The organism is Rhodopseudomonas palustris HaA2 (genome assembly GCF_000013365.1).
Classification (GTDB): domain Bacteria; phylum Pseudomonadota; class Alphaproteobacteria; order Rhizobiales; family Xanthobacteraceae; genus Rhodopseudomonas; species Rhodopseudomonas palustris_J.
Map to the genome: position 1 here is coordinate 337,253 of NC_007778.1, position 18,843 is coordinate 356,095.

Below are 18,843 nucleotides of genomic sequence, written 5' to 3' on the forward strand. Positions count from 1 at the left end.
CCCCCTAAGGTGAACAGCGTGATCAACGCTTTACTCATTAAGGTTAACGAAACCTCAAGTTTCGGCGAAATCGGTCAGTCCGGTTCACGCCAGAAAAGCCCTCACGCTGGAACGGTGAACGAGCGCTGGTAACCAGACACTCGTTCTTCAGAATCGCGAATCACCTGTGAGTCAAAAACCAGTCTAACGCTTTGATTAAACTTGGTAGTTGCTCAGCCTAGATAGACTCGTCGATTCAGTTTTGCGCTGATTCGCACAACTGTAAATATACGTAGCCGATACGCGGATCGATTGATTCAAAACAAAGACGCAAGCGGGCTTCAGTCTTTGCCAACTAACTGCCGGAGGATACCTTCCGCGCAGCTGCGCGCCAATGGTTAGTCCACCCTCGTTCGGCGCTGATGGTCCCCGACACTCCGCAGGATGCCCGCTCACGAGAATCGCGGACCCCAGCCTGATCAAACAGATACCACGAATCGAGATTCGCCGGAACAGCCAAGAGGTGATGGCCCGCGGCCCCAGTCAGGACATCGGGCGGTCGGCGGCGCGCGAAGCGAGCGGTATCTAAGTCCTGCCTGGTCGATGGGCTGCCTCGACGAGCCTCGCGACGCTATGCCGCTGCGTCCGTATGCCGAGCCGGGCGTCGCAGCCGACCCGATGACGATCGCGGCGCCATTTTGATCCAGAGCAAAGACGCCTTGTCGATTCCGAGGCTCCCTTCGCGACGCGGCAACGGCGCTGCCGGTTTTATTCCGAGCTCGTGACCGCACGAGGAAACCCCGATCTGCTCCCTCGGCAGTCTCGCTGGGTCACGACAGTGCCAATTCCCGATGGTCCGAGGGCAACCAGATCGAGTGCGTGCCGTGCATCCAGAAAGCGCCGTGCATCCAGAAAGCATCGTCTCGACGGTCATCCCGCATCTCCTCGTGAAGCACGCCGCCGCACCCGCGCGGCTCCGTGCCGCCAAAGACCCCGCCGACGCTCGCGCCGATGAATTGGCCCGGCTGCTGATTGCGCCCAACCTCGACGATGCCTTCGACCTGATCGACCATTCGCTGACCCGCGCGGCCTCGCCGACCGCGTTGTTCACCGGACTGTTCGAGTCGACCGCGCGCAAGCTCGGCGATCTGTGGAGCGAGGATGCGTGCAGCGAATTCGAGGTCGCGATCGGCCTGTGCCATCTGCAGACCGCGATGCGCCGCATCAGCTTCGATCTGCTGTCGGCGCCGCTGACGCGCTCGCAGCCGCGCACGGTGCTGGTGATTACGCAGCCCGGCGAGCCGCATTCGTTTTGCGCGGCGTTGCATTCCGAATTGCTGCACCAGGCCGGCTGGAACACGGTCGGCGAATTTCCCGACAGCGAAAAGGCGCTCACCGATTTGGTCGCCAATGGCTGGTTCGATGCGGTCAACCTGTCGCTCAGCCCGTCGTTGCGCCGCGAGCACTGGCTGCCCCGCGTCGCCGAGACCATCCGCAAGATCCGCAAAGCCTCGCGCAATCCGGCGCTCGCCGTCGTCGCCAGCGGTCGCGTCTTTGCAGAACGCGCCGATGCCTGCGCGCTGGTCGGCGCCGACGCCGCGACCGTCTCCTCCGTCCAGATCGAGCGCTGCCTGATGCGCTCGCTGCTCAACCGCACCGCCCGCCCGGCGGCGAACTTCGCCTGGATCTGAATCCCGAACTTCCCGTTGATGCCCTGCGCCGTGACCATCCGCCGCGCCGCCGGCGATCTCGTGTCGTGCGCTAAGCGCCAATGCGCTTCGGCGGGCGCGCAGACGTCCGATGGTCTCGGATTTTGCAGCACATCGCCGTATTGCTATCTCGCGCGAAGCGGCGCTGCCCACCATAGTCCTCAATTGAGGTCTATGGCATTCGCGAGCCACTGAGGGGGCAGTCATGCAGTCCGAAGGCAAGTCCTATCCGTTCGATCATCTGCCGGCGATCGATTACGACGCCCATCCGGCCTATGGCCGCGTGATGTCGATGCCGATGCTCGGCGCAAGGCTGAAGGCGATCAGCTATTTCAGCTATGGGTTCCTGCTGGCCTCGGCGCAGCGCCTGATCGACATCGAGCACCTGCCGCGCCCGGCCGAGGCTGGAAAAACCTTCGTCGCGGTGCTGCGCAACCTGCCGACCACGCTGCGCCAGATCCTGCTGCAACGACTGGCGCGCGTCACCGCCGGCCAGGCCTATGCGCCGAAGACCGAGCGCGGCACCGCCGTGTTCGTGCCGCTGCAGGGCGACGGCTTCGCCGTCACCCGCCTCGGCGCCGATGCGATCGCGCAGATCCGCACCCAGCTCGCCCCGCAACTGACGACGCTGGAGCAGCGCGCCACTCCGGCCGGCGATCCCGCGAGCAGCCGGATGGCGATCGATCCGGCAGTGGCGCCTGATCTCTATCGCTGGTTCAATCAGACCGCGGCCGATCTCGGCCTGACCGAGGCCGCGAGCGCCTATCTCAAGCGCCCGGTCGGGGTCGGCGCCATCGTGGCGGAGGTCGTCGACGCGCCGGCCGCGCCGGCCACCAGCCCGTTCGCCGATGTCGGCGTCGATACCTCGCCGTGCGACGGCTTCAAGGTCGACCCCGGCACCAATGTGCTGAAGCTGGTGATCTATCTCGGCGATGTCGGCGCCGGCAACGGCCCGCTGACCTATGTGGCCGGCAGCAACCGCGCCGCGACGCGGTTCTGGGACGGGCTGATCCGCCGCGCCAACGACCTCGCCGGCCTGTCCTCGACGCTGCAGACCTGGCGCGAGACCTTCTATGCGCTGCCCGCCGGATTGCAGCGCAAGGCGGCGTTCGGCGCCGACCTGGTCGCCGACAGCAATTTCGCCGCGGCGATCGAGGCCAACCAGGTCGCCGTGACCAGCCGCGACGGCAACGCCGTGCTGTACGATCCGGCCGGCATCCACCGCGACGCTGCCTTGACGCAGGGCCGTCGCACCGCAGTGATCGTCACCTTCACCGAACTGCCGCGCTGAGCGCGGCGAGACCGCAGCGGACTCAGCGATCGCCGAACGCCTGCAACGCCGCCGCGAGTTCCGGATGACTCGCGGCATGCTCGCCGACCGGAATCCCGGCGGCGATTGCGTCCCACGCCTGTCGGAGACTGGCGGCGCCCGCCGCCGGTCCCATCGGGTGGCCGAACACGCCGCGGCCTGGCACGAAGCCGAAATCGACGCTGCCGACCTTGCGATACACCCGCTCCAGCGTCGCGGCGGAATCGCTGCCGCCCGGCACCGGCAGGCACGGTTTGATCGGCCCCATCGGTTCGAGGCAGGCGCGCACGCACTCCAGCACCTCGTGCTCCGGCGTCATCATCCGCGGCCCGAAGCCCGGCATGATCACCACGTCGAAACCGGCCAGCCGCTGCAGCCGCGTCATCACCCGCGAATGGATTCCGTAAGTGGCGAGCCGGCTGAACGCGGCGATGAACGGGAAATGCGCGATCAGCGGCACCGTGGCATGCCGGCGCAGCATCCGCACCGCCGACAGACCCACCGGCATCGCGTTGATCAGCAGCGCGCCGGCGCCGTTTGCCACCGCGACATCGTGCAGCTCGATCAGCCGGTCCACTTCGTCGGTGATATTGGCGAGGTAGATTTTCGGCACCCCGGTCTCGGCCGCGGCCTTCCGGCAGGCGTCGCCGAGCAGCGCCGCGCGCTCGGCGAGCGGGCACCAGTCGACATCCGCCAGCATCTCGTCGTCCTTGGCGATATCGAGGCCGCCGCGCCAGCTCTGGTAACCGAGTTCGGCGAACGGCGCCGCCGGCAGCCCGATATTCGGCTTGATCACGCCGAAGAAGATCGGCCGGTCGAACGCCTGCAGCCGCTCGCGCAGGCCGGCGATGCCGAAGCGCGGGCCTTCGAACGCCGCGAGGTAGCTGTCCGGAAACCGGATGTCCTGCAGCCGGATCAGCGGGATGCCGGGCGAGAAGAACACCCCCTCGCCGCACACCGCCGACAGCAGATTCGGAATCTTCGGACCGAAATTGCGGTGGGGATGCGCGATCGTGACGCGGCAGGCGTGGACAGGCCCGCGCACCGCGCATTCGACCGCCGTGGAGAAGCCCTGCCGCGCCTCGGCGTGAAGCTCCAGCACCTTCGCGGCGAAGCGCGGCCGGAAATCCTCGTCGATTCCGACCCGCCGCCATTGCGCGGTGGATTGCTCGCTGCACAGATGCGCCGCCGCCTCGCGCGGATCGCCGGCGCATTCGAAATCGAAATCGAGCTCGATGTAGTCGTCGGGGTTCAGCTCCGCGCGCGTCGCGTAGAAGCCCGCAATATCGTCCGGCGTCATGGGGTCGTCCGCTCCAGATACCAAGCCGTCATACGCGGGCTCGACCCGCGGTTCCATCGCAAAGAGCCCCATCCTTTGGAGGCATAGGCCTGCAGCGGTCTAACCCTGCCCGATGATCTGCAATTCGACGCCGCGGCGCTCGCGCGGGCCGTCGAGCTCGATGAAGAAGATCGATTGCCATTCGCCCAGCACCAGCGCGCCGGCGGCAAGCGGGATCGTCTCCGATGAATTCATGAACAGCCCGATCAGATGCGAATGCGCGTTGTCGCGGCCGTCGATCGGGGCGAGGTTGTGCAGATAGTCGCCGTCGCGCGGCGCGACGCGCTTCAGAAACGTCAGCATGTCGCGCTCGAGCTTCTCCTCGCGCTCGTTGACGTTGATCCGCGCCGTGGTGTGCAGGCAGCTCACGGTGACGAGGCCGTCTTTCAGCCCGCTGCCGGCGACGAAGCCGCGGACCTGCTCGGTGATGTCGATGATCTGGATCGGCGCCGTGGTGGCGAGTTCGATCCTGTGTCTGACGATGTTCATCGCGGCATCCGGCGTTCGAAGTCGGGCGAGGTCGCCCGCGTGTGGAACGCGCAATGTAGGCGCACCGCCCGAATCGACGCAAACGCCGGGCCCACATGTTGGCCGAAGGAATGATGCGCGCGAGCGCCGGTCGCTTGACAGCGCCGCCGGGCTTGGCGATTGGACACCTCCGGCACGAATGTTTCTGTCCTTGTCTGCGGGAACCGCCCGGCTCGGATCTGCCGGGTTCGATTGCTTTTGCGAACCAGGGGCCGAACAGCACCAGGATGAGGCCGACCTACCGCAGCGATATCGACGGATTGCGCGCCATCGCCGTGTTGCTGGTGATCGCGTTTCATGCCTTCCCGCATTCCGTGCGCGGTGGCTTCGTCGGCGTCGACGTGTTCTTCGTGATCTCCGGCTTCCTGATCACCTCGATCATCTGCCAGGCCCGACGCAGCGGCGACTTCAGCTTCGCCGTCTTCTATGCCCGCCGCATCAACCGGATCTTCCCGGCGCTGGCATTGGTGCTGATCACTTGCGCGGTCGCCGGCTGGTTCCTGCTGTTCCCGGTCGACTACCGCGACGCCGGCAAGGCGATCGGCTTCGGCGCCGCGTTTCTCTCCAATCTCGCGCTGCTGCACGGCGCCGGCTATTTCGAGACCTCCTCCGAACTCGATCCGCTGCTGCATCTGTGGTCGCTCGGCGTCGAGGAGCAGTTCTATCTGTTGTGGCCGCCGGTGATCGTGCTGGCCTGGCGGTGGCCACGCGGCGCGCTGATCGCCGCGCTCACGATCCTGCTGGCGTCGTTCGCCGCCAACATCGCACTGACGCCCGTCAACCCGCTGGCGGCGTTCTATTTGCCGGTGACGCGGTTCTGGGAATTGATGACCGGCTGCGTGCTCGCCCTTGCGGCGAATGCGGGGCCCGGCCGCGACATCACCTCGATCGCGGCGCTCGGCGTTGTGCGGAGGCTGTTCGAACGCCACGCGGCGGCGATCCGTGCCGCCTGCGCCTGGTTGGGGCTGGGGCTGCTCGCCGCTGGCGCGGCGTTGATCAGCAACGATCGCGGCTTCCCCGGCTGGTGGGCGGTACTGCCGGTGCTCGGCGCAGCGTTGCTGATTTTCGCCGGACCTTCGCCCTGGGTGAGCCGGTATCTGCTCGGCAACCGCGCGATGGTCTATGTCGGGCTGATCAGCTATCCGCTGTATCTGTGGCACTGGCCGCTGCTCGCCGCGATCCGGATCGTCCGGTTCGGTGAAGAGCCGCCGCTGCTGATGAAGGCGATCACGATCCTCGTCGCCTTCGCCCTGGCGCATCTCACCTGGCGATTCATCGAGCCGCCGTTCCGCGCGCGCCCGAGCCGCCGCAAGACCGCGGCGGCGTTCGCCGCCGTGGCGATCGCCGGCATCGCCGGAGCCGGCATCTATGCGGCCAGCGGATTTCCGTCACGCTTCGGGCCCGACCTGCAGGCGATCCTCGGGGACCTGAACGCCGAAGCAACCGTCGCTTTTCGCGCCGGCGCATGCTTCTTCGAAGGAAGCGCGCAGTTTCAGGAGCAATGCGACGACGCCACGCCCGCGGATGCGCCGCGGGTCGTGCTGTGGGGCGATTCCCACGCCGCGCAGCTGTATCCGGGCCTGCGCGAATGGCAGCGGGCTGATAACAGCTTCCGGATCTCGCAATATACGACGGCCGGCTGCCCGCCGATCCTCGGCCTGCCCGACCCGCCGTCGAAGGTCTGCGCCGCCAACAACGCCATGGCGCTCGAGCGGCTGCGGACCTTGAAGCCCGACACCGTGATCATGGTGGCGCGGCAGTGGCACGACTATCACGGCCCCGATCGCGACCCGCAGGCCGTCGACGAGATGATCCGCGCGACGCTCGCCGAGGTCCGGGCCACCGGCGTCCGGCGCATCGTGGTGGTCGGGATGTTTCCGAACTGGCGCACGCCGCCGCGACGTATTCTCGCCGGGTACTACCGCGCACGGGCGGCGGGGGTGGCGACGGCCGGGGCGATTCCGGAGCGGGATCGCAGTCGCCATCTCGACTCGTCGCGCGCCGAGGAGAACGAAGGACTGCGGAGGTTCTTCGAAGCCGCAGGCGTCGCGTTCGTCTCGCCGACGTCGACCTATTGTGATCGCGACGGTTGTCTGCTGGCGGTGCCGCGCAGCAACGGCACGCCGGTGGTGTACGACGGCAGCCACCTGACCGCCGCAAGCTCGATCTTCTTCGTCCGCGAAACCGCGCGCCAACTGTTCGGACGCTGAACCTGCAGCCTCACGCCGGCAGGATCGCCGCGCAAGCGCGGCCGGCGACATCGGCGGCGCCGGCGTCGCGCGTCACCAGCGCCATCACGATGGCGCCGTCGATCACCAGCCCGAGCGTATGCGCCACCTGCGCCGGCTCGGCGATCTCGGCCTCGGTGCACAGCGCGGTCAGCCGGTCGTGGACGATGGTCTTGTGGGCAATCGCCAGGCTGCGCATCCGGTCGTCAGCCTTGTCGGATTCGCCGACCGCATTGATGAACGGGCAGCCGTAAAAATCGGGGCGGCTGAACCAGCCCTTCAGCGCCGGGCCGATCCGCGCCAGCCGCTCGCGCGCGCTGCCGCCCGGCCCATCGATCTCGTCGATGAACCAGGTGCGCCAGCTCTGCCCCTCGCGCTGCAGCACGGCTTCGACCAGCCCGTCCTTGGAGCCGAACAGCTTGTACAGGGTGGTCTTGGCGGTACCGGCGTTCTCGATGATGGCGTCGACCCCGACCGAGTTGATGCCGTAGCGGCAGAACAGCACGCGGGCGCTTTCGATCAGCCGATCGCGCGGGGACATCCGCACATCGGGCGCCGGCGAATCGATCGTGGGATGGGGCGCTGCCTGGACCATTCAGACGCAAATACCCCCGCCTCTGCCAAACTGCAATCCGGGAAACCGAATGGTCTGTTCGCAACCTTGCTGACGCCGATGCAGGCAACCGAGAGGGCGATTTGACCGCAAAAGCGGCGCGCCTAATTGGCGAGCAGGCTTGTTTCTGCGGTCGCACCTCTGATTCAGTTGGCCTTTTCCAGATCGGCCCATCTGGCATGCTTCCTGCTAATACAGAACGGTCTGTAGCCTAGATGCCGCCGGACCCACGGCAGCCAGAGGAGATCCCATGACCAAAGCCGCCACCGCGATGACCGCCTGCCTCACCCCGGATAGCCCCGTCGCCATGACCGGATGCCTCGCGCCGATCGACAAGGCCGGGCTCGATGAGCTGATCGCCAAGGGCAAGGCCGATCCGACCGCGGTCAAGACGCTGAAGTGCAAGACCGTCGCCGAGGGTCGCTTCCGGCATCTCAATTTCGTCCGCACCCTGCCGCCCTACATCGTCGACGAGCCGCCGGGCCTGCTCGGCGACGACACCGCGCCGAACCCGTCGGAAGCCTCGCTGGCCGCGCTCGGCTCCTGCCTCGCGGTCGGCATCCACGCCAACGCGGTGGCGCGTGGCATCACCGTCTACACGCTCGAGATCGAACTCGAAGGCGACCTCAACATCACCGGCGTCTGGGGCACCGGCGACCTGTCCGAGAAGCCGGTCGGCTTCACCGACGTTCGCGCCAAGGTGAAGTTCGAGGCCGACCGTCCGCGCGAGGAACTCGACGCGCTGGTCGCGCATGCGCGGCTGTGGTCGCCGGTGGCGAACACCTTCTCCCGCCCGGTCAATCTCGACGTGACGATGGCCTGATCCCAGCCCTCCAACAGCGGAGCTGAGCCATGCTGGATGTCCAGTCGATGAACACAGGCGATGCCGCGGCGCTTCCCGGCGCCGAGGTCGTCGAAGCGGTGCGCGCCTTGTCGGCGCGAGAGCTGCCGTCGCTGGTCAACCGGATCGATGTCGACGGTTACTATCCGGAAGATCTGATGCGCGCCTTCGGGCGTCTCGGCGCCTATGCGCATCACCTTCCGGGCAAGAGCCCGAGCGTCGATCTGATGACCTCGATCAACGCCATGGCGGCGGCCGGCGAGCACTGCCTGTCGACGTCGTTCTGCATGTGGTGTCAGGACGCGCTGGCCTGGTACATCTACGCCTCCGACAACGAGCATCTGCGGACCGGCATCGGCCCGCAGATCGCCAGCGGAGCGGTGCTCGGCGGCACCGCGCTGTCGAACCCGATGAAGTCGCTGTTCGGCATCGAGCCGATGCGGCTGAAGGGCCGCCGCGTCGCCGGCGGCTATGTGGTCAAGGGCCTGCTGCCCTACGTCTCCAATCTCGGCCCCGATCACTATTTCGGCGGCATCTTCGAGGTCGAGGACGGCGGCACGACGCGCAACGTGATGGCGGCGATTCCCTGCGCCGCCGAAGGCCTGAGCCTCGCCGACAACGCGAAGTTCACCGCGCTCGACGGCACCCGCACCTTCGCGGTGCAGATGCGCGACGTGATGGTGCCGGACAATTGGGTGATCGCCGATCCGGTCGACGACTACATCAAGCGCATCCGCGCCGGCTTCATCCTGCTGCAGGCCGGCATGGCGTTCGGCCTGATCCGCGACTGCCTGCGGCTGATCGAGCAGTGCAAGAGCCCGCTCGGCCACGTCAACAAATACCTCGACGTCCAGGCCGAGCCGCTCGCCGAAGGGCTCGCCGCCATGGAGGCCGAGGTCGCGCGCCTCGCCGCGACGCCGTTCGAAAGCGATCGCGACTATTGGCGGGCGGTGATCGAGGCGCGTCTGGCCGCCGGCGACGCCTCGGTCGCGGCGGCTCATGCCGCGATGCTTCATTGCGGCGCGCGCGGCTACGTCGCCGGCGCCACCGCGCAGCGCCGCCTGCGCGAGGCTTACTTCGTGGCGATCGTGACACCCGCCACCAAGCAGCTCCGCAAGATGCTGGCCGACATGGCGCATTAGTTCGCGCGCGGTCGACGCGGAGGCGCATTCGCCGTCCGCGTGCCGTTTCCCGCGCGCGCGGCAACAGTCACCACAGGACGCTGCCCTGTGCCCGAGACACTCCCAGCCGACGTTCAACGATGCACACAGGAGCGAACCCATGACTGAGAAGGTTCTTGTCACGCCCGCCGAACTCTCCGAAATGCTTGCCTCCCCGACCACCGTGGTGATCGACACCCGCAATCCCGAAGCCTATGCGGCCGGCCACGTTCCCGGCGCCGTCAACATCCACGAGATCTTCACGTACCTCGCGACCTCGACGCCCGAGGGCGTCAAGGAGATGAGCGAGAAGTTCGCTGCCGCGTTCGGCGCCGCCGGCCTGTCCGGTGAAGAGACCGCGGTGATCTACGAACAGTCGATGAACACCGGCTTCGGCCAATCCTGCCGCGGCTATGTGCTGCTGACCTATCTGGGCTATCCGAAGGTCAAGATCCTGCATGGTGGCTACGCGGCCTGGACCGCGGCCGGCCTGCCGAGCACCACCGATGTGCCGACGCCGACGCCGAAGACGTTCGCGGTCGATCCGGAAGCGGCCTCGATCCTGGTCGATCTGGAATCGATGAAGGCGGCGGTCGCGGACCAGTCCAAGGTCAAGCTCGACACCCGCGACGTCGACGAATGGATCGGCGAAAGCTCGTCGCCCTACGGCAAGGACTTCTGCCCGCGCAAGGGTCGCATCCCCGGCGCGGTCTGGATCGAATGGTACCGCATGATGAAGCCGTCGGCGGCCGGCCCGATGTTCAAATCGTCGGCGGAGATTCTCGCCGAATGCGCCAGCGTCGGTATCACGCCGGACACCCCGGTCGTCCTCTACTGCTTCAAGGGTGCCCGCGCCTCCAACACGCTGGTCGCGCTGAAGGAAGCCGGCATCAAGGACGTCAGCCTGTATTTCGGCTCCTGGAACGAATGGTCGCGCGACCCGTCGCTGCCGATCGAGGAAGGCGCGCCCTATGCGGCGCCGTCGCTGATGGCGGCGGAGTAATCGCGCGGCGGGGCCGGTCGCGCTGGCCGGCTCCGCCGATCCGCAAGGAACCCTGTTCGAGGAGCGGCTGCAGGCGATGCCGGCATTTCAACCCAAAAAGGCCTGGCCCGGGGCGCATATCGCCATCCAGGGCGTCAGTCACCGCTACCGCCGCGCGAGCGGCAACGCGCTGAGCGGCATCGATCTCGAGATCAAGCCCTGCGAGGCGGTGGCGCTGGTCGGGCGCTCCGGCTGCGGCAAGTCGACCTTGCTGCACATCATCGCCGGACTGGTCGCGCCGAGCATGGGCGAGATCCGCATCGACGGCGCCAGGGTCGAGGGCGCATCGCCGCGCTGGGTCGTGATGTTCCAGCAGCCGCATCTGTATCCGTGGATGAGCGTGGCGCAGAATGTCGGGCTCGGGCTGAAATTCGCCGGCCGCCCGCGCGCGGAGATCGCCGCGCGGGTCGGCGAATTGCTGCATCTCGTCGAACTCGACGGCTACGCCGAGCGCAACGCGCAGGACCTGTCCGGCGGCCAGCAGCAGCGCGTCGCGCTGGCGCGCTCGCTCGCGACCTGCCCGGAAGTGCTGCTGCTGGACGAGCCGTTCTCCGCCCTCGACGCCGTCACCCGCCGCGCCTTGCAGCGCGACGTCCGCCGCATCGCCGAGGAAATGAAGATCACGCTGGTGATCGTCACCCACGACATTCCGGAAGCGGTGACGATGGCGGATCGCGCGGTGATCATGCGGTCCGACCCCGGCCGCATCGCCGAGATCGTGCCGGTCGCGGTCGATCGCAGCGACGCCGATCCGGAGCGCCGGGCGGCCAGCATCCAGGCCGCGCAGGCGCGGCTGCAGGCGGCGTTCGAACGCGCCACCGGCCCGGCCGCGCCGGACGCATCGCTGACTCCCGACTCCCACAACCAAGAAACGCCACGGACGGAACCGCTCAAGATCGTCGCTGCCGGCCACCGCTGAAAGGATCTCGTAATGTGCATCAATTGCGGAAATGACATCGTTCATGCCGATGACGATCGCTTCCGGTTCGCGATCAACCGCCGGCAGACGCTCGACATGCTCGCCGCCGGCGGCCTCGCCGCGCTCGGCACCATGCTGGGCGGCTTCGGCCAATCCGCACGCGCGGCCGACGACGACGTCGTCCGCATCGGCTATCTGCCGATCACCGACGCCACCGCGCTCCTGGTCGCGCACGGCATGGGCTACTTCAAGGACGAGGGTCTCGAGGCCGAGCGCCCGACGCTGATCCGCGGCTGGTCGCCGCTGGTGGAGAGCTTCGCGGCCGGCAAGTTCAACCTGGTGCATCTGCTCAAGCCGATCCCGGTGTGGATGCGCTACAACAACAACTTCCCGGTCAAGATCATGGCCTGGGCCCACACCAACGGCTCCGGCGTCGTGGTCGGCGGCGAGAGCGGCATCGCGTCGTTCAAGGATTTCGGCGGCAAGCAGGTCGCGGTGCCGTTCTGGTACTCGATGCACAACATCGTGCTGCAATACGCGCTGCGCAAATCCGGCATCAAGCCGGTGATCAAGGGCCAGGGCGAGACGCTCGCGGCCGACGAGTGCAATCTGCAGGTGATGGCGCCGCCCGACATGCCGCCGGCGCTCGCGGCCAAAAAGATCGACGCCTACATCGTCGCCGAGCCGTTCAACGCGCTGGGCGAAACCAAGGCCGGCGGCCGGATGCTGCGCTTCACCGGCGACATCTGGAAGAATCACCCCTGCTGCGTGCTGTGCATGAACGAGGAGGTGACCAGAAAGAAGCCGGAATGGACCCAGAAGGTGATGAACGCCCTGGTCCGCGCCGAGATCTACGCCAGCGCCAACAAGAAGGAAGTCGCCAAGCTGCTGTCGAAGGACGGCGAAGGCTATCTGCCGCTGCCGGCGCCGGTGATCGAGCGCGCGATGACTTACTACGACGACAAGACCTATGGCGAGAGCGGCGCCATTACCCATCCGGACTGGAAGCTCGGCCGGATCGACTTCCAGCCCTGGCCGTATCCGTCGGCGACCAAGCTGATCGTCGGCGCGATGAACGAGACGGTGGTCTCGGGCGACACCACCTTCCTGAAGAAGCTCGATCCGGAATTCGTCGCCAAGGATCTGGTCGACTATCACTTCGTCAAGCAGGCGATGACGAAGTACCCGGACTGGAAGACATCGCCGAGCGTCAATCCCGACGATCCGTTCGCCCGGACCGAGGTGCTGTCGCTGTGAGCCTCGATCTGACGATCGACGACGCCCCGGCACCGGCGGCGGCGGCGCGAAACGCCGCCTTCGCCGGCCGGCTGCGCAGCTCCGGCCATATCGCGCTCGGCATCGCGGTGCTGCTCGGCGTGTGGTGGATCGGCGGCTTCATCGTCGCCTCCGATCCGCGCACCGCGAATTTCGCCGACTTCGCCCCACAGCCGACCTTCGAGCGGCTGTGGCAGATGCTGATCAGCGGCGAGGCGGCCAAGATGGCGTGGCCGAGTCTCGGCCGGATCGCCGGCGGGCTCGCCTGGGCGATCGCGCTCGGCGTGCCGCTCGGCATTCTGGTCGGCCGTTTCCGCGGCATGCGCGAGGCGAGCTCGGTGCCGTTCCAGTTCCTGCGGATGATTTCGCCGCTGGCCTGGATGCCGATCGCCGTGATGGCGTTTGCGAGCTGGAACGCCGCGATCGTGTTCCTGATCGGCGTGGCGGCGATCTGGCCGATCCTGTTCTCGACCGCGCACGGCTTCCGTCGGATCGACCCGGCGTGGTTCAAGGTCGCGCGCAATCTCGGCGCCCGGCCGTGGCACATGCTGTTCACCATCATCGTGCCGGCGATCATGCAGGATTCGCTGGCCGGCATCCGGCTCGCCGTCGGCGTCGCCTGGATCGTGCTGGTGCCGGCCGAATTCCTCGGCGTCACTTCCGGCCTCGGCTATGCCATCAACGACGCCCGCGACACGCTGGAATACGACCGCCTCGCCGCCACCGTGGTGATCATCGGCCTGATCGGCTTCGCCCTCGACTTCCTCTGCGAACGCGCCGTCAAACGCGCCAGCTGGGCAAGGGAGGAGTGAGCGGGAGGAGTGATCCCAACGGCGCCGCCGCATCGAGACGTTATGCCCGCGCGCGTCGCGGGCATTTTCGTCCAGAGAATTGGCGTGGGGGGTCGAAGCGACGACCGCTGAAAATCGCCAAAAAAGGTGCCGCAAGAGGGATTCGAACCCCCACCCCCAGTCAGTACGAATGACGTGCTCTAGCAGGTGCATTATTTCGGCGACCACGAGAGGGATGATGCTCCGCCCAAAAGCGCTGATCTTAAAAGCACCGGCTCAGCTACTCGCTCTCTCGCGCGTCGGCGATCGACGAGACGTGGCGCTCGACCAGTTCCTCGATGATCAGGTCGGGCGCTTCGCGATCGATGGTCGGCTGCAGATCGCGCCACGGCGTGAAGCCGGAGCGGGCGATATGGACGATTTCTCCGAAGCTCTGCGACAGATAGGGCATGATCCAGTCGGAGAACGAGTCGCCGATATAGATCACCTTGTACTTGGCGCCGGCGCAGTGCGTTCGGGCGATCGACAGATTCGGTGACAGCCGCTCGAACGGGGTTCTGGTGACGTCGCAGCGGCTGGCCGCCGGGTCGACCTTCCGGGTTTGCTCGACCCAGGGGAGATTGGCCATGTCGGCGAGCCCGCCCTTCATCTCGCCCGGCACCGAAAACTGGCGGCGATCGAGCTGGACGATCGGCACCTCGGGCAGCGGCAGCGCCGCCATCAGCGCGCGGTAGCCGAGATAGGCGCCCCAATCGGTCCAGTGGGTGTCGTCCTTGTAGTAGACCAGCCCGTCGGCCTTGCCCTGCAACAGCGCGGGGCGCGGATCGACCACCGGCAGGCCGGCGGGCCGGGCGACGGCGAGCAGCTGATCGAGCTGCGAAGGTCCGCCGCGCCGCGTCGGAAACCGCGGCATGTGTTCGGGATAGATGCTGTGCTTGTCGGGCGCGATGATCAGCACATAGGCGGCGCCGAGCTGTTTCGCCCGGCCGACGCGGCGCGTCAGCGAATCGCGCGCGTCGTCGAGCTGCGCGCCGCTGAGCGGGCGCTTGTTGGCATACAGTTCGAGCGACTCCTCGCCCGCATAGAACAGCCAATCGTCCCGGCCGAGGATGACCCGGTCGGACGGCAGCCGCCCGAGCATCAGCGCGTTGATGTTGGTGTTGAGCCGCAGCAGCAGCTTGCGCAGCCCGAAATGGTCGTTGAAGTAATCGTCGAAGCGTTGCGGAAAGCTCTCCCACTCCGCCAGCGAACGCGGCCAGCCCGGCAGTTGCGCGAACATCCGGTTTTCGCCGCCGACCGCGGCCTGGCGGAACGCCGACGCGGCCAGGCCGACGGCGGAGAACAGCACCACCAGGCCGATCATGGCGCCGGCATAGATCCGGGTCGTCAAAGAGGCGCGGCGCATCGCTAGAACCTGAAATAGATGAAGGGATTATAGGTGCCGGCCGCGACCTGGCTGCAAGCCAGCAGCCCGACCGTCAGCAACACGACCAATCTCAGGCCGAGCACCCGGCCGCCGTCCGCATCGAGGCGGACCTCGCCCAGCGGTGGATGCAGCACACCCTCGCGCTGGCCGGCGCGGCAGCGCCAGTCGGAGGTCAGCCGGCTGAACATTCCGGCGCTGGCGAGGCTGCCGACGATCAGGCTGCCGATCACCAGCGGATCGACATAGCGCAGCGCGTCCAGCGACGGCGCGCCGCCACCGCCGCCGAACATCGTCTGAAGGTATAGCATCGCCTGGTGCACGTCGGCGGAGCGGAAGAACACCCAGGCCAGCGACACCACGGCGAGCGTATAGAGGTGGCCCAACGGCCGCGGCAGCCGGGCCAGCAGCCGCGCCAGGCCGATCCGTTCGAGGATCAGGAAGCATCCATGGATCATGCCCCAGACCACGAACGTCCAGTTGGCGCCGTGCCACAGCCCGCAGATGAAGAACACCACGAGCAGATTGAAGTAGATCCGCCAGTTGGCGACGCGGCTGCCGCCGAGCGGGATGTAGAGATAGTCGCGTAGCCAATTGGAGAGGGAAATGTGCCAGCGCCGCCAGAATTCCTGGATCGACCGCGACAGATACGGGTAGTTGAAGTTCTCCAGAAAATGGAAACCGAAGATCCGCGCCAGCCCGATCGCCATGTCCGAATAGGCGGAGAAATCCAGATAGATCTGCAGCGTGTAGCAGAGCACGCCGAGCCAGGCGGCGCCCGGGCTGAGCTCGGCGACCGGTAGCGCGAAGATCTTGTCCGCGACCTCGCCGAGCGGATTCGCCAGCAGCATCTTCTTGCCGAACCCGGCCAGGAACCGCTCGATGCCCGATGCGCATAATTCCAGCATCACGGTGCGCCGGGTGAGCTGCCGATAGATGTCGTGATAGCGGATGATCGGGCCGGCGATCAGCTGCGGGAAGAACGCGATGTACAGCGCGAAATCGACCGGCCGCCGCTGCGCGGTCGCGACGCCGCGGTAGACGTCGATCACATAGGACAGCGCGTGGAAGGTGAAGAACGAGATCCCGAGCGGCAGATGCGGTGAGACGACGGTGACCGGCGCCACGCCGATCGCCGCGAGCAGGTCGTTCAGATTGGCGATCAGGAACTCGGAATATTTGAAGAACGCCAGCAGCCCGATGTTCAGCACCACCGCGCCGGCCACCACCGCCTTGCGTTGCCGCGGCGCGTCCAGCGCGTCGAGCGCCAGCCCGAGCAGCCAGTTGGCGGCGATCGAGGCCAGCATCACCACAAAGAAGAAGCGCTCGCCCCAGACGTAGAAGACGATGCTGGCGACCAGCAGGATGGCATTGCGCAGCGACCGCGGCACGCTCCAATAGCAGAGCAGCAGCAGCGGCATGAACAGGAACAGAAAGACGGGCGAACTGAACAGCATCGGGCGTCATTCAAACGCCTTCGCGGTCCGCGTCAACACGGCCGGGGGCGACGCGAGGTTCGGCTCGCGACCGGCCGGGCGAGGATCGGGGGCAGACACGGTGCACACGTCGCAAACCTTGCGGTCCGGCATTGTCACCGACGGCTTGTCACGCATGTCTCGGGAATGATCCGCCACCGATATCGCGAGGCCGGGCGGAGAAGGGGGTGGTGCCGCAAGAGGGATTCGAACCCCCGACCCCGTCATTACGAATGACGTGCTCTACCAGCTGAGCTATTGCGGCGACCTCGGGCGGGTGATGCGCCGCCCGAAAACGGGGGGCCGAAACTCGGCCCCGGAAACACCGGCCTTCTGATATCGGCCGGCGGGCGGATTGGCAAGAACCACCGGCCGCGGGATTGTCCGGAAACGGCCGGTCAGGCGATGCGCGGCGCAGTCCCGGCCTTGCGACGCTGTTGCGCGTCCACCGGCGCCCGTTACGGCCGATAGCCGCGCCAGCTGCCCGCCGGCGCCGCAGGCGCCGTCGAGCGTTCGTCGAATTCCTCCGGCGCCGGCTCCTCGTCGACGCCCGGATCGTCCGGCGCACGGACGATCGGGATCACCGGGGAGGTCGCCTGCGCGGCGGGGCGGCGATGGAACAGCGGCGGCGACGGCATCGGGATCACGGTGTCGGGCCCGGCCTGCGCGGCGGCCTTGGCCGGCTCTTTGGCGGAATCCTTGCGTTGCTCCTTCGCCTCCTTCGGTTTGTCGGCGGCGGGCTCCGGCTCGACCGCGATCACGGTCGCCTCCGGCTGTTTCGGCGTCACGATCGCATCGTCGGCGACCGGCTCGACCGTGACCATGACGGCGGCGTCGGCCTTGGCCGGCGGCAGCGCCTCGGGCGCCGAGGAGGCGATCAGCGCGTCGTGGAAAGGGTTGTCCTCGATCACCACCGTCTTCTTCGCCGGCAACGCGGCGAGCGGCACCTGCCACTGGAACGCGTCGAGCCGGCCGCTGACCGGCGACACCGGGCGCCAATGGTCGGAGATGTAGCCGTCGGCGGTCCACACCGGATCCGGCAGCGCGCGCACCGCGCGCAACGTCCAGGCCCGGGCCTTGGCGGTATCGCCGCGCTCGCCGTGCTCGATCTCGGCCATCAGCATCGCGACGCGCTGGGTCGGATTGTCGAGATACGGCTGCAGCGCCAGGCGCGCCTTCGAAAATTCGCCGGCGTCGATCGCCGCGCGGGCCAGCGCCAGCGCGCTTTCGAAATCCGTGGCCTTCTTGCCGATCAGATTCTCGATCCGCGCCAGCCGGGTGGCCGGCGGATCGCCCGGCTTGATATGCGCATAGGCCTCGGCGAGATCGGGATGCGGCTCGGCCTGCCAAGCCGTCTCCAGCACTTTCATCGCGCGGCGCACCTGATGGGTCTCGGCGAGGCACTTCGCGGCCAGCACCGCGGCCGGGACCAGCGTCGGCGCCAGCTTGTTGGCCTCCAGCGCGCTGTCGCGCGACAGGCTCTGGTCGCTGTCCTCGACGTCGAGCGCCCGCGCCGTCAGCAGCACCGCGCGCTGGCGGCGGAACGCCTTCTTGTCGACCAGGCCGGACGACAGATTGGTTTCCAGAATCTCGAGCGCCCCGGTCCAGTCGGCGCGGGCGCAGCGGAAGCCGAGCACCGCCTGCGACGCCCAGGCCGCATTCGGCTGCAGCCGCAGCGCCTCTTCGGCGATCGCCAGTGCCGCCTGCGGATCGTTGGCGCGCTGCGCCTCGATATACAGCCCGCGCATGCCGAGCGATTTGGTGTCGTCGCGCCCGGCCATCGCCAGGAAGGCGCGGCGCGCGCCGTCGCGGTCGCCTTCGAGCTGCGCCGCTTGCGCCTGCAGCAGCAGCGCCAGCGGATCGTGCGGCGCATGCCGGCGCGCCGCGGTGGCGTGGCTGCGGGCGGCGGCCGCATCGCCATGGCCGACCGCGAGCAGGCCCTGGGTGATGGCGCGGTTGGCCTTGCCGCTGCGCCGCGCCGCGCGGCCATGCTTCATCCGCTTGGGCGCCCGCCACAGCGCGGCGATGATCGCCCAGACCAGCCCAATCGCCACGATCGCGCCGCCGAGGCCGAGGATGAACACCGGCAGCCGCATCTCGGCGCGCCAGGCGTTCCACGACAGCACGACATCGCCGGGCTGTTCGGCCACCCAGGCTGCGCCCGCGGCCGCGAGCGCGATGATCACGAGAAACAGGATGATGCGCAGCATGG

15 protein-coding genes and 1 tRNA gene are annotated in these 18,843 nt (G+C 67.4%); 9 read left to right on the top strand and 7 right to left on the bottom strand.

All coding sequences use genetic code 11. The annotated features are described in order from the left end of the window. Nucleotides 1-881: 881 nt before the first annotated feature. Nucleotides 882-1,670, top strand: a complete 789-nt coding sequence (locus RPB_RS01505) for a cobalamin B12-binding domain-containing protein (protein ID WP_245258293.1) — start codon at nt 882-884, stop codon at nt 1,668-1,670. Nucleotides 1,671-1,893: 223 nt separating this feature from the next. Beyond that, a complete protein-coding gene (locus tag RPB_RS01510) occupies nt 1,894-2,979 on the top strand; it encodes a hypothetical protein (protein WP_011439200.1) in 1,086 nt (361 codons plus the stop codon). Between the two features lie 22 nt (nt 2,980-3,001). On the opposite strand, the gene RPB_RS01515 is transcribed toward RPB_RS01510, so the two are convergent. Together RPB_RS01515 and RPB_RS01520 are read right to left on the bottom strand one after the other, a co-directional pair. Next, a complete protein-coding gene (locus RPB_RS01515) occupies nt 3,002-4,297 on the bottom strand; it encodes a RuBisCO large subunit C-terminal-like domain-containing protein (RefSeq protein ID WP_011439201.1) in 1,296 nt (431 codons plus the stop codon). 99 nt (nt 4,298-4,396) lie between these two features. Beyond that, on the bottom strand, nt 4,397-4,825 hold the full coding sequence (locus tag RPB_RS01520; protein ID WP_041797858.1) for a secondary thiamine-phosphate synthase enzyme YjbQ: 429 nt from the start codon (nt 4,823-4,825) through the stop codon (nt 4,397-4,399). Between the two features lie 266 nt (nt 4,826-5,091). Between RPB_RS01520 and RPB_RS01525 the strand changes: the two genes are divergently transcribed. After that, nucleotides 5,092-7,074, top strand: a complete 1,983-nt coding sequence (locus tag RPB_RS01525) for an acyltransferase family protein (protein WP_011439203.1) — start codon at nt 5,092-5,094, stop codon at nt 7,072-7,074. Between the two features lie 10 nt (nt 7,075-7,084). Here the strand turns inward: RPB_RS01525 and RPB_RS01530 are convergent, their stop codons facing one another. Beyond that, complete coding sequence (locus tag RPB_RS01530) at nt 7,085-7,633, bottom strand: TetR/AcrR family transcriptional regulator (protein WP_245258294.1); 549 nt, start codon at nt 7,631-7,633, stop codon at nt 7,085-7,087. Nucleotides 7,634-7,955: 322 nt separating this feature from the next. On the opposite strand from RPB_RS01530, the gene RPB_RS01535 reads away from it, so the two are divergent. The 6 genes from RPB_RS01535 (at nt 7,956) to RPB_RS01560 (ending at nt 13,754) form a co-directional block, all read left to right on the top strand. Continuing rightward, nucleotides 7,956-8,528, top strand: coding sequence for an OsmC family protein (locus RPB_RS01535; protein ID WP_011439205.1), 573 nt, complete (start codon nt 7,956-7,958; stop codon nt 8,526-8,528). Nucleotides 8,529-8,557: 29 nt separating this feature from the next. Continuing rightward, on the top strand, nt 8,558-9,688 hold the full coding sequence (locus RPB_RS01540) for an acyl-CoA dehydrogenase family protein (RefSeq protein WP_011439206.1): 1,131 nt from the start codon (nt 8,558-8,560) through the stop codon (nt 9,686-9,688). A 139-nt stretch (nt 9,689-9,827) separates the two neighbouring features. Next, nucleotides 9,828-10,709 (top strand): sulfurtransferase, encoded by an 882-nt coding sequence (locus RPB_RS01545; protein ID WP_011439207.1) that lies wholly within the window; start codon nt 9,828-9,830, stop codon nt 10,707-10,709. A 76-nt stretch (nt 10,710-10,785) separates the two neighbouring features. Then, nucleotides 10,786-11,667, top strand: coding sequence for an ABC transporter ATP-binding protein (locus RPB_RS01550; protein WP_011439208.1), 882 nt, complete (start codon nt 10,786-10,788; stop codon nt 11,665-11,667). A gap of 12 nt (nt 11,668-11,679) precedes the next feature. Further along, nucleotides 11,680-12,924: an ABC transporter substrate-binding protein gene (locus RPB_RS01555; RefSeq protein ID WP_011439209.1), complete on the top strand. Its 1,245-nt coding sequence runs from the start codon at nt 11,680-11,682 to the stop codon at nt 12,922-12,924. After that, entirely contained in the window at nt 12,921-13,754 is an 834-nt protein-coding gene (locus RPB_RS01560; protein ID WP_011439210.1) for an ABC transporter permease, read from the top strand. Before RPB_RS01555 ends, RPB_RS01560 begins: the two co-directional genes overlap by 4 nt. Before the next feature lie 259 nt (nt 13,755-14,013). Here RPB_RS01560 and RPB_RS01565 read toward each other — a convergent pair whose 3' ends face one another. From RPB_RS01565 to RPB_RS01580, 4 genes are all read right to left on the bottom strand, one after another. Further along, nucleotides 14,014-15,138 (bottom strand): alginate O-acetyltransferase AlgX-related protein, encoded by a 1,125-nt coding sequence (locus RPB_RS01565; RefSeq protein WP_011439211.1) that lies wholly within the window; start codon nt 15,136-15,138, stop codon nt 14,014-14,016. A gap of 2 nt (nt 15,139-15,140) precedes the next feature. Then, on the bottom strand, nt 15,141-16,613 hold the full coding sequence (locus RPB_RS01570; protein WP_011439212.1) for an MBOAT family O-acyltransferase: 1,473 nt from the start codon (nt 16,611-16,613) through the stop codon (nt 15,141-15,143). Nucleotides 16,614-16,820: 207 nt separating this feature from the next. Next, nucleotides 16,821-16,896 (bottom strand) — tRNA-Thr (locus tag RPB_RS01575). A 193-nt stretch (nt 16,897-17,089) separates the two neighbouring features. Continuing rightward, nucleotides 17,090-18,841: a heme biosynthesis HemY N-terminal domain-containing protein gene (locus tag RPB_RS01580; RefSeq protein WP_011439213.1), complete on the bottom strand. Its 1,752-nt coding sequence runs from the start codon at nt 18,839-18,841 to the stop codon at nt 17,090-17,092. Between the last annotated feature and the right edge of the window lie 2 nt (nt 18,842-18,843).

Bases quoted from the DNA above. Each gene is read 5' to 3' on its own strand.
- RPB_RS01565 (WP_011439211.1), bottom strand. From the start codon at position 15,138: ATGCGCCGCGCCTCTTTGACGACCCGGATCTATGCCGGCGCCATGATC.
- RPB_RS01535 (WP_011439205.1), top strand. From the start codon at position 7,956: ATGACCAAAGCCGCCACCGCGATGACCGCCTGCCTCACCCCGGATAGC.
- RPB_RS01525 (WP_011439203.1), top strand. From the start codon at position 5,092: ATGAGGCCGACCTACCGCAGCGATATCGACGGATTGCGCGCCATCGCC.
- RPB_RS01540 (WP_011439206.1), top strand. From the start codon at position 8,558: ATGCTGGATGTCCAGTCGATGAACACAGGCGATGCCGCGGCGCTTCCC.
- RPB_RS01515 (WP_011439201.1), bottom strand. From the start codon at position 4,297: ATGACGCCGGACGATATTGCGGGCTTCTACGCGACGCGCGCGGAGCTG.
- RPB_RS01580 (WP_011439213.1), bottom strand. From the start codon at position 18,841: ATGCTGCGCATCATCCTGTTTCTCGTGATCATCGCGCTCGCGGCCGCG.
- RPB_RS01545 (WP_011439207.1), top strand. From the start codon at position 9,828: ATGACTGAGAAGGTTCTTGTCACGCCCGCCGAACTCTCCGAAATGCTT.
- RPB_RS01510 (WP_011439200.1), top strand. From the start codon at position 1,894: ATGCAGTCCGAAGGCAAGTCCTATCCGTTCGATCATCTGCCGGCGATC.
- RPB_RS01570 (WP_011439212.1), bottom strand. From the start codon at position 16,613: ATGCTGTTCAGTTCGCCCGTCTTTCTGTTCCTGTTCATGCCGCTGCTG.
- RPB_RS01550 (WP_011439208.1), top strand. From the start codon at position 10,786: ATGCCGGCATTTCAACCCAAAAAGGCCTGGCCCGGGGCGCATATCGCC.
- RPB_RS01555 (WP_011439209.1), top strand. From the start codon at position 11,680: ATGTGCATCAATTGCGGAAATGACATCGTTCATGCCGATGACGATCGC.
- RPB_RS01530 (WP_245258294.1), bottom strand. From the start codon at position 7,633: ATGTCCCCGCGCGATCGGCTGATCGAAAGCGCCCGCGTGCTGTTCTGC.
- RPB_RS01520 (WP_041797858.1), bottom strand. From the start codon at position 4,825: ATGAACATCGTCAGACACAGGATCGAACTCGCCACCACGGCGCCGATC.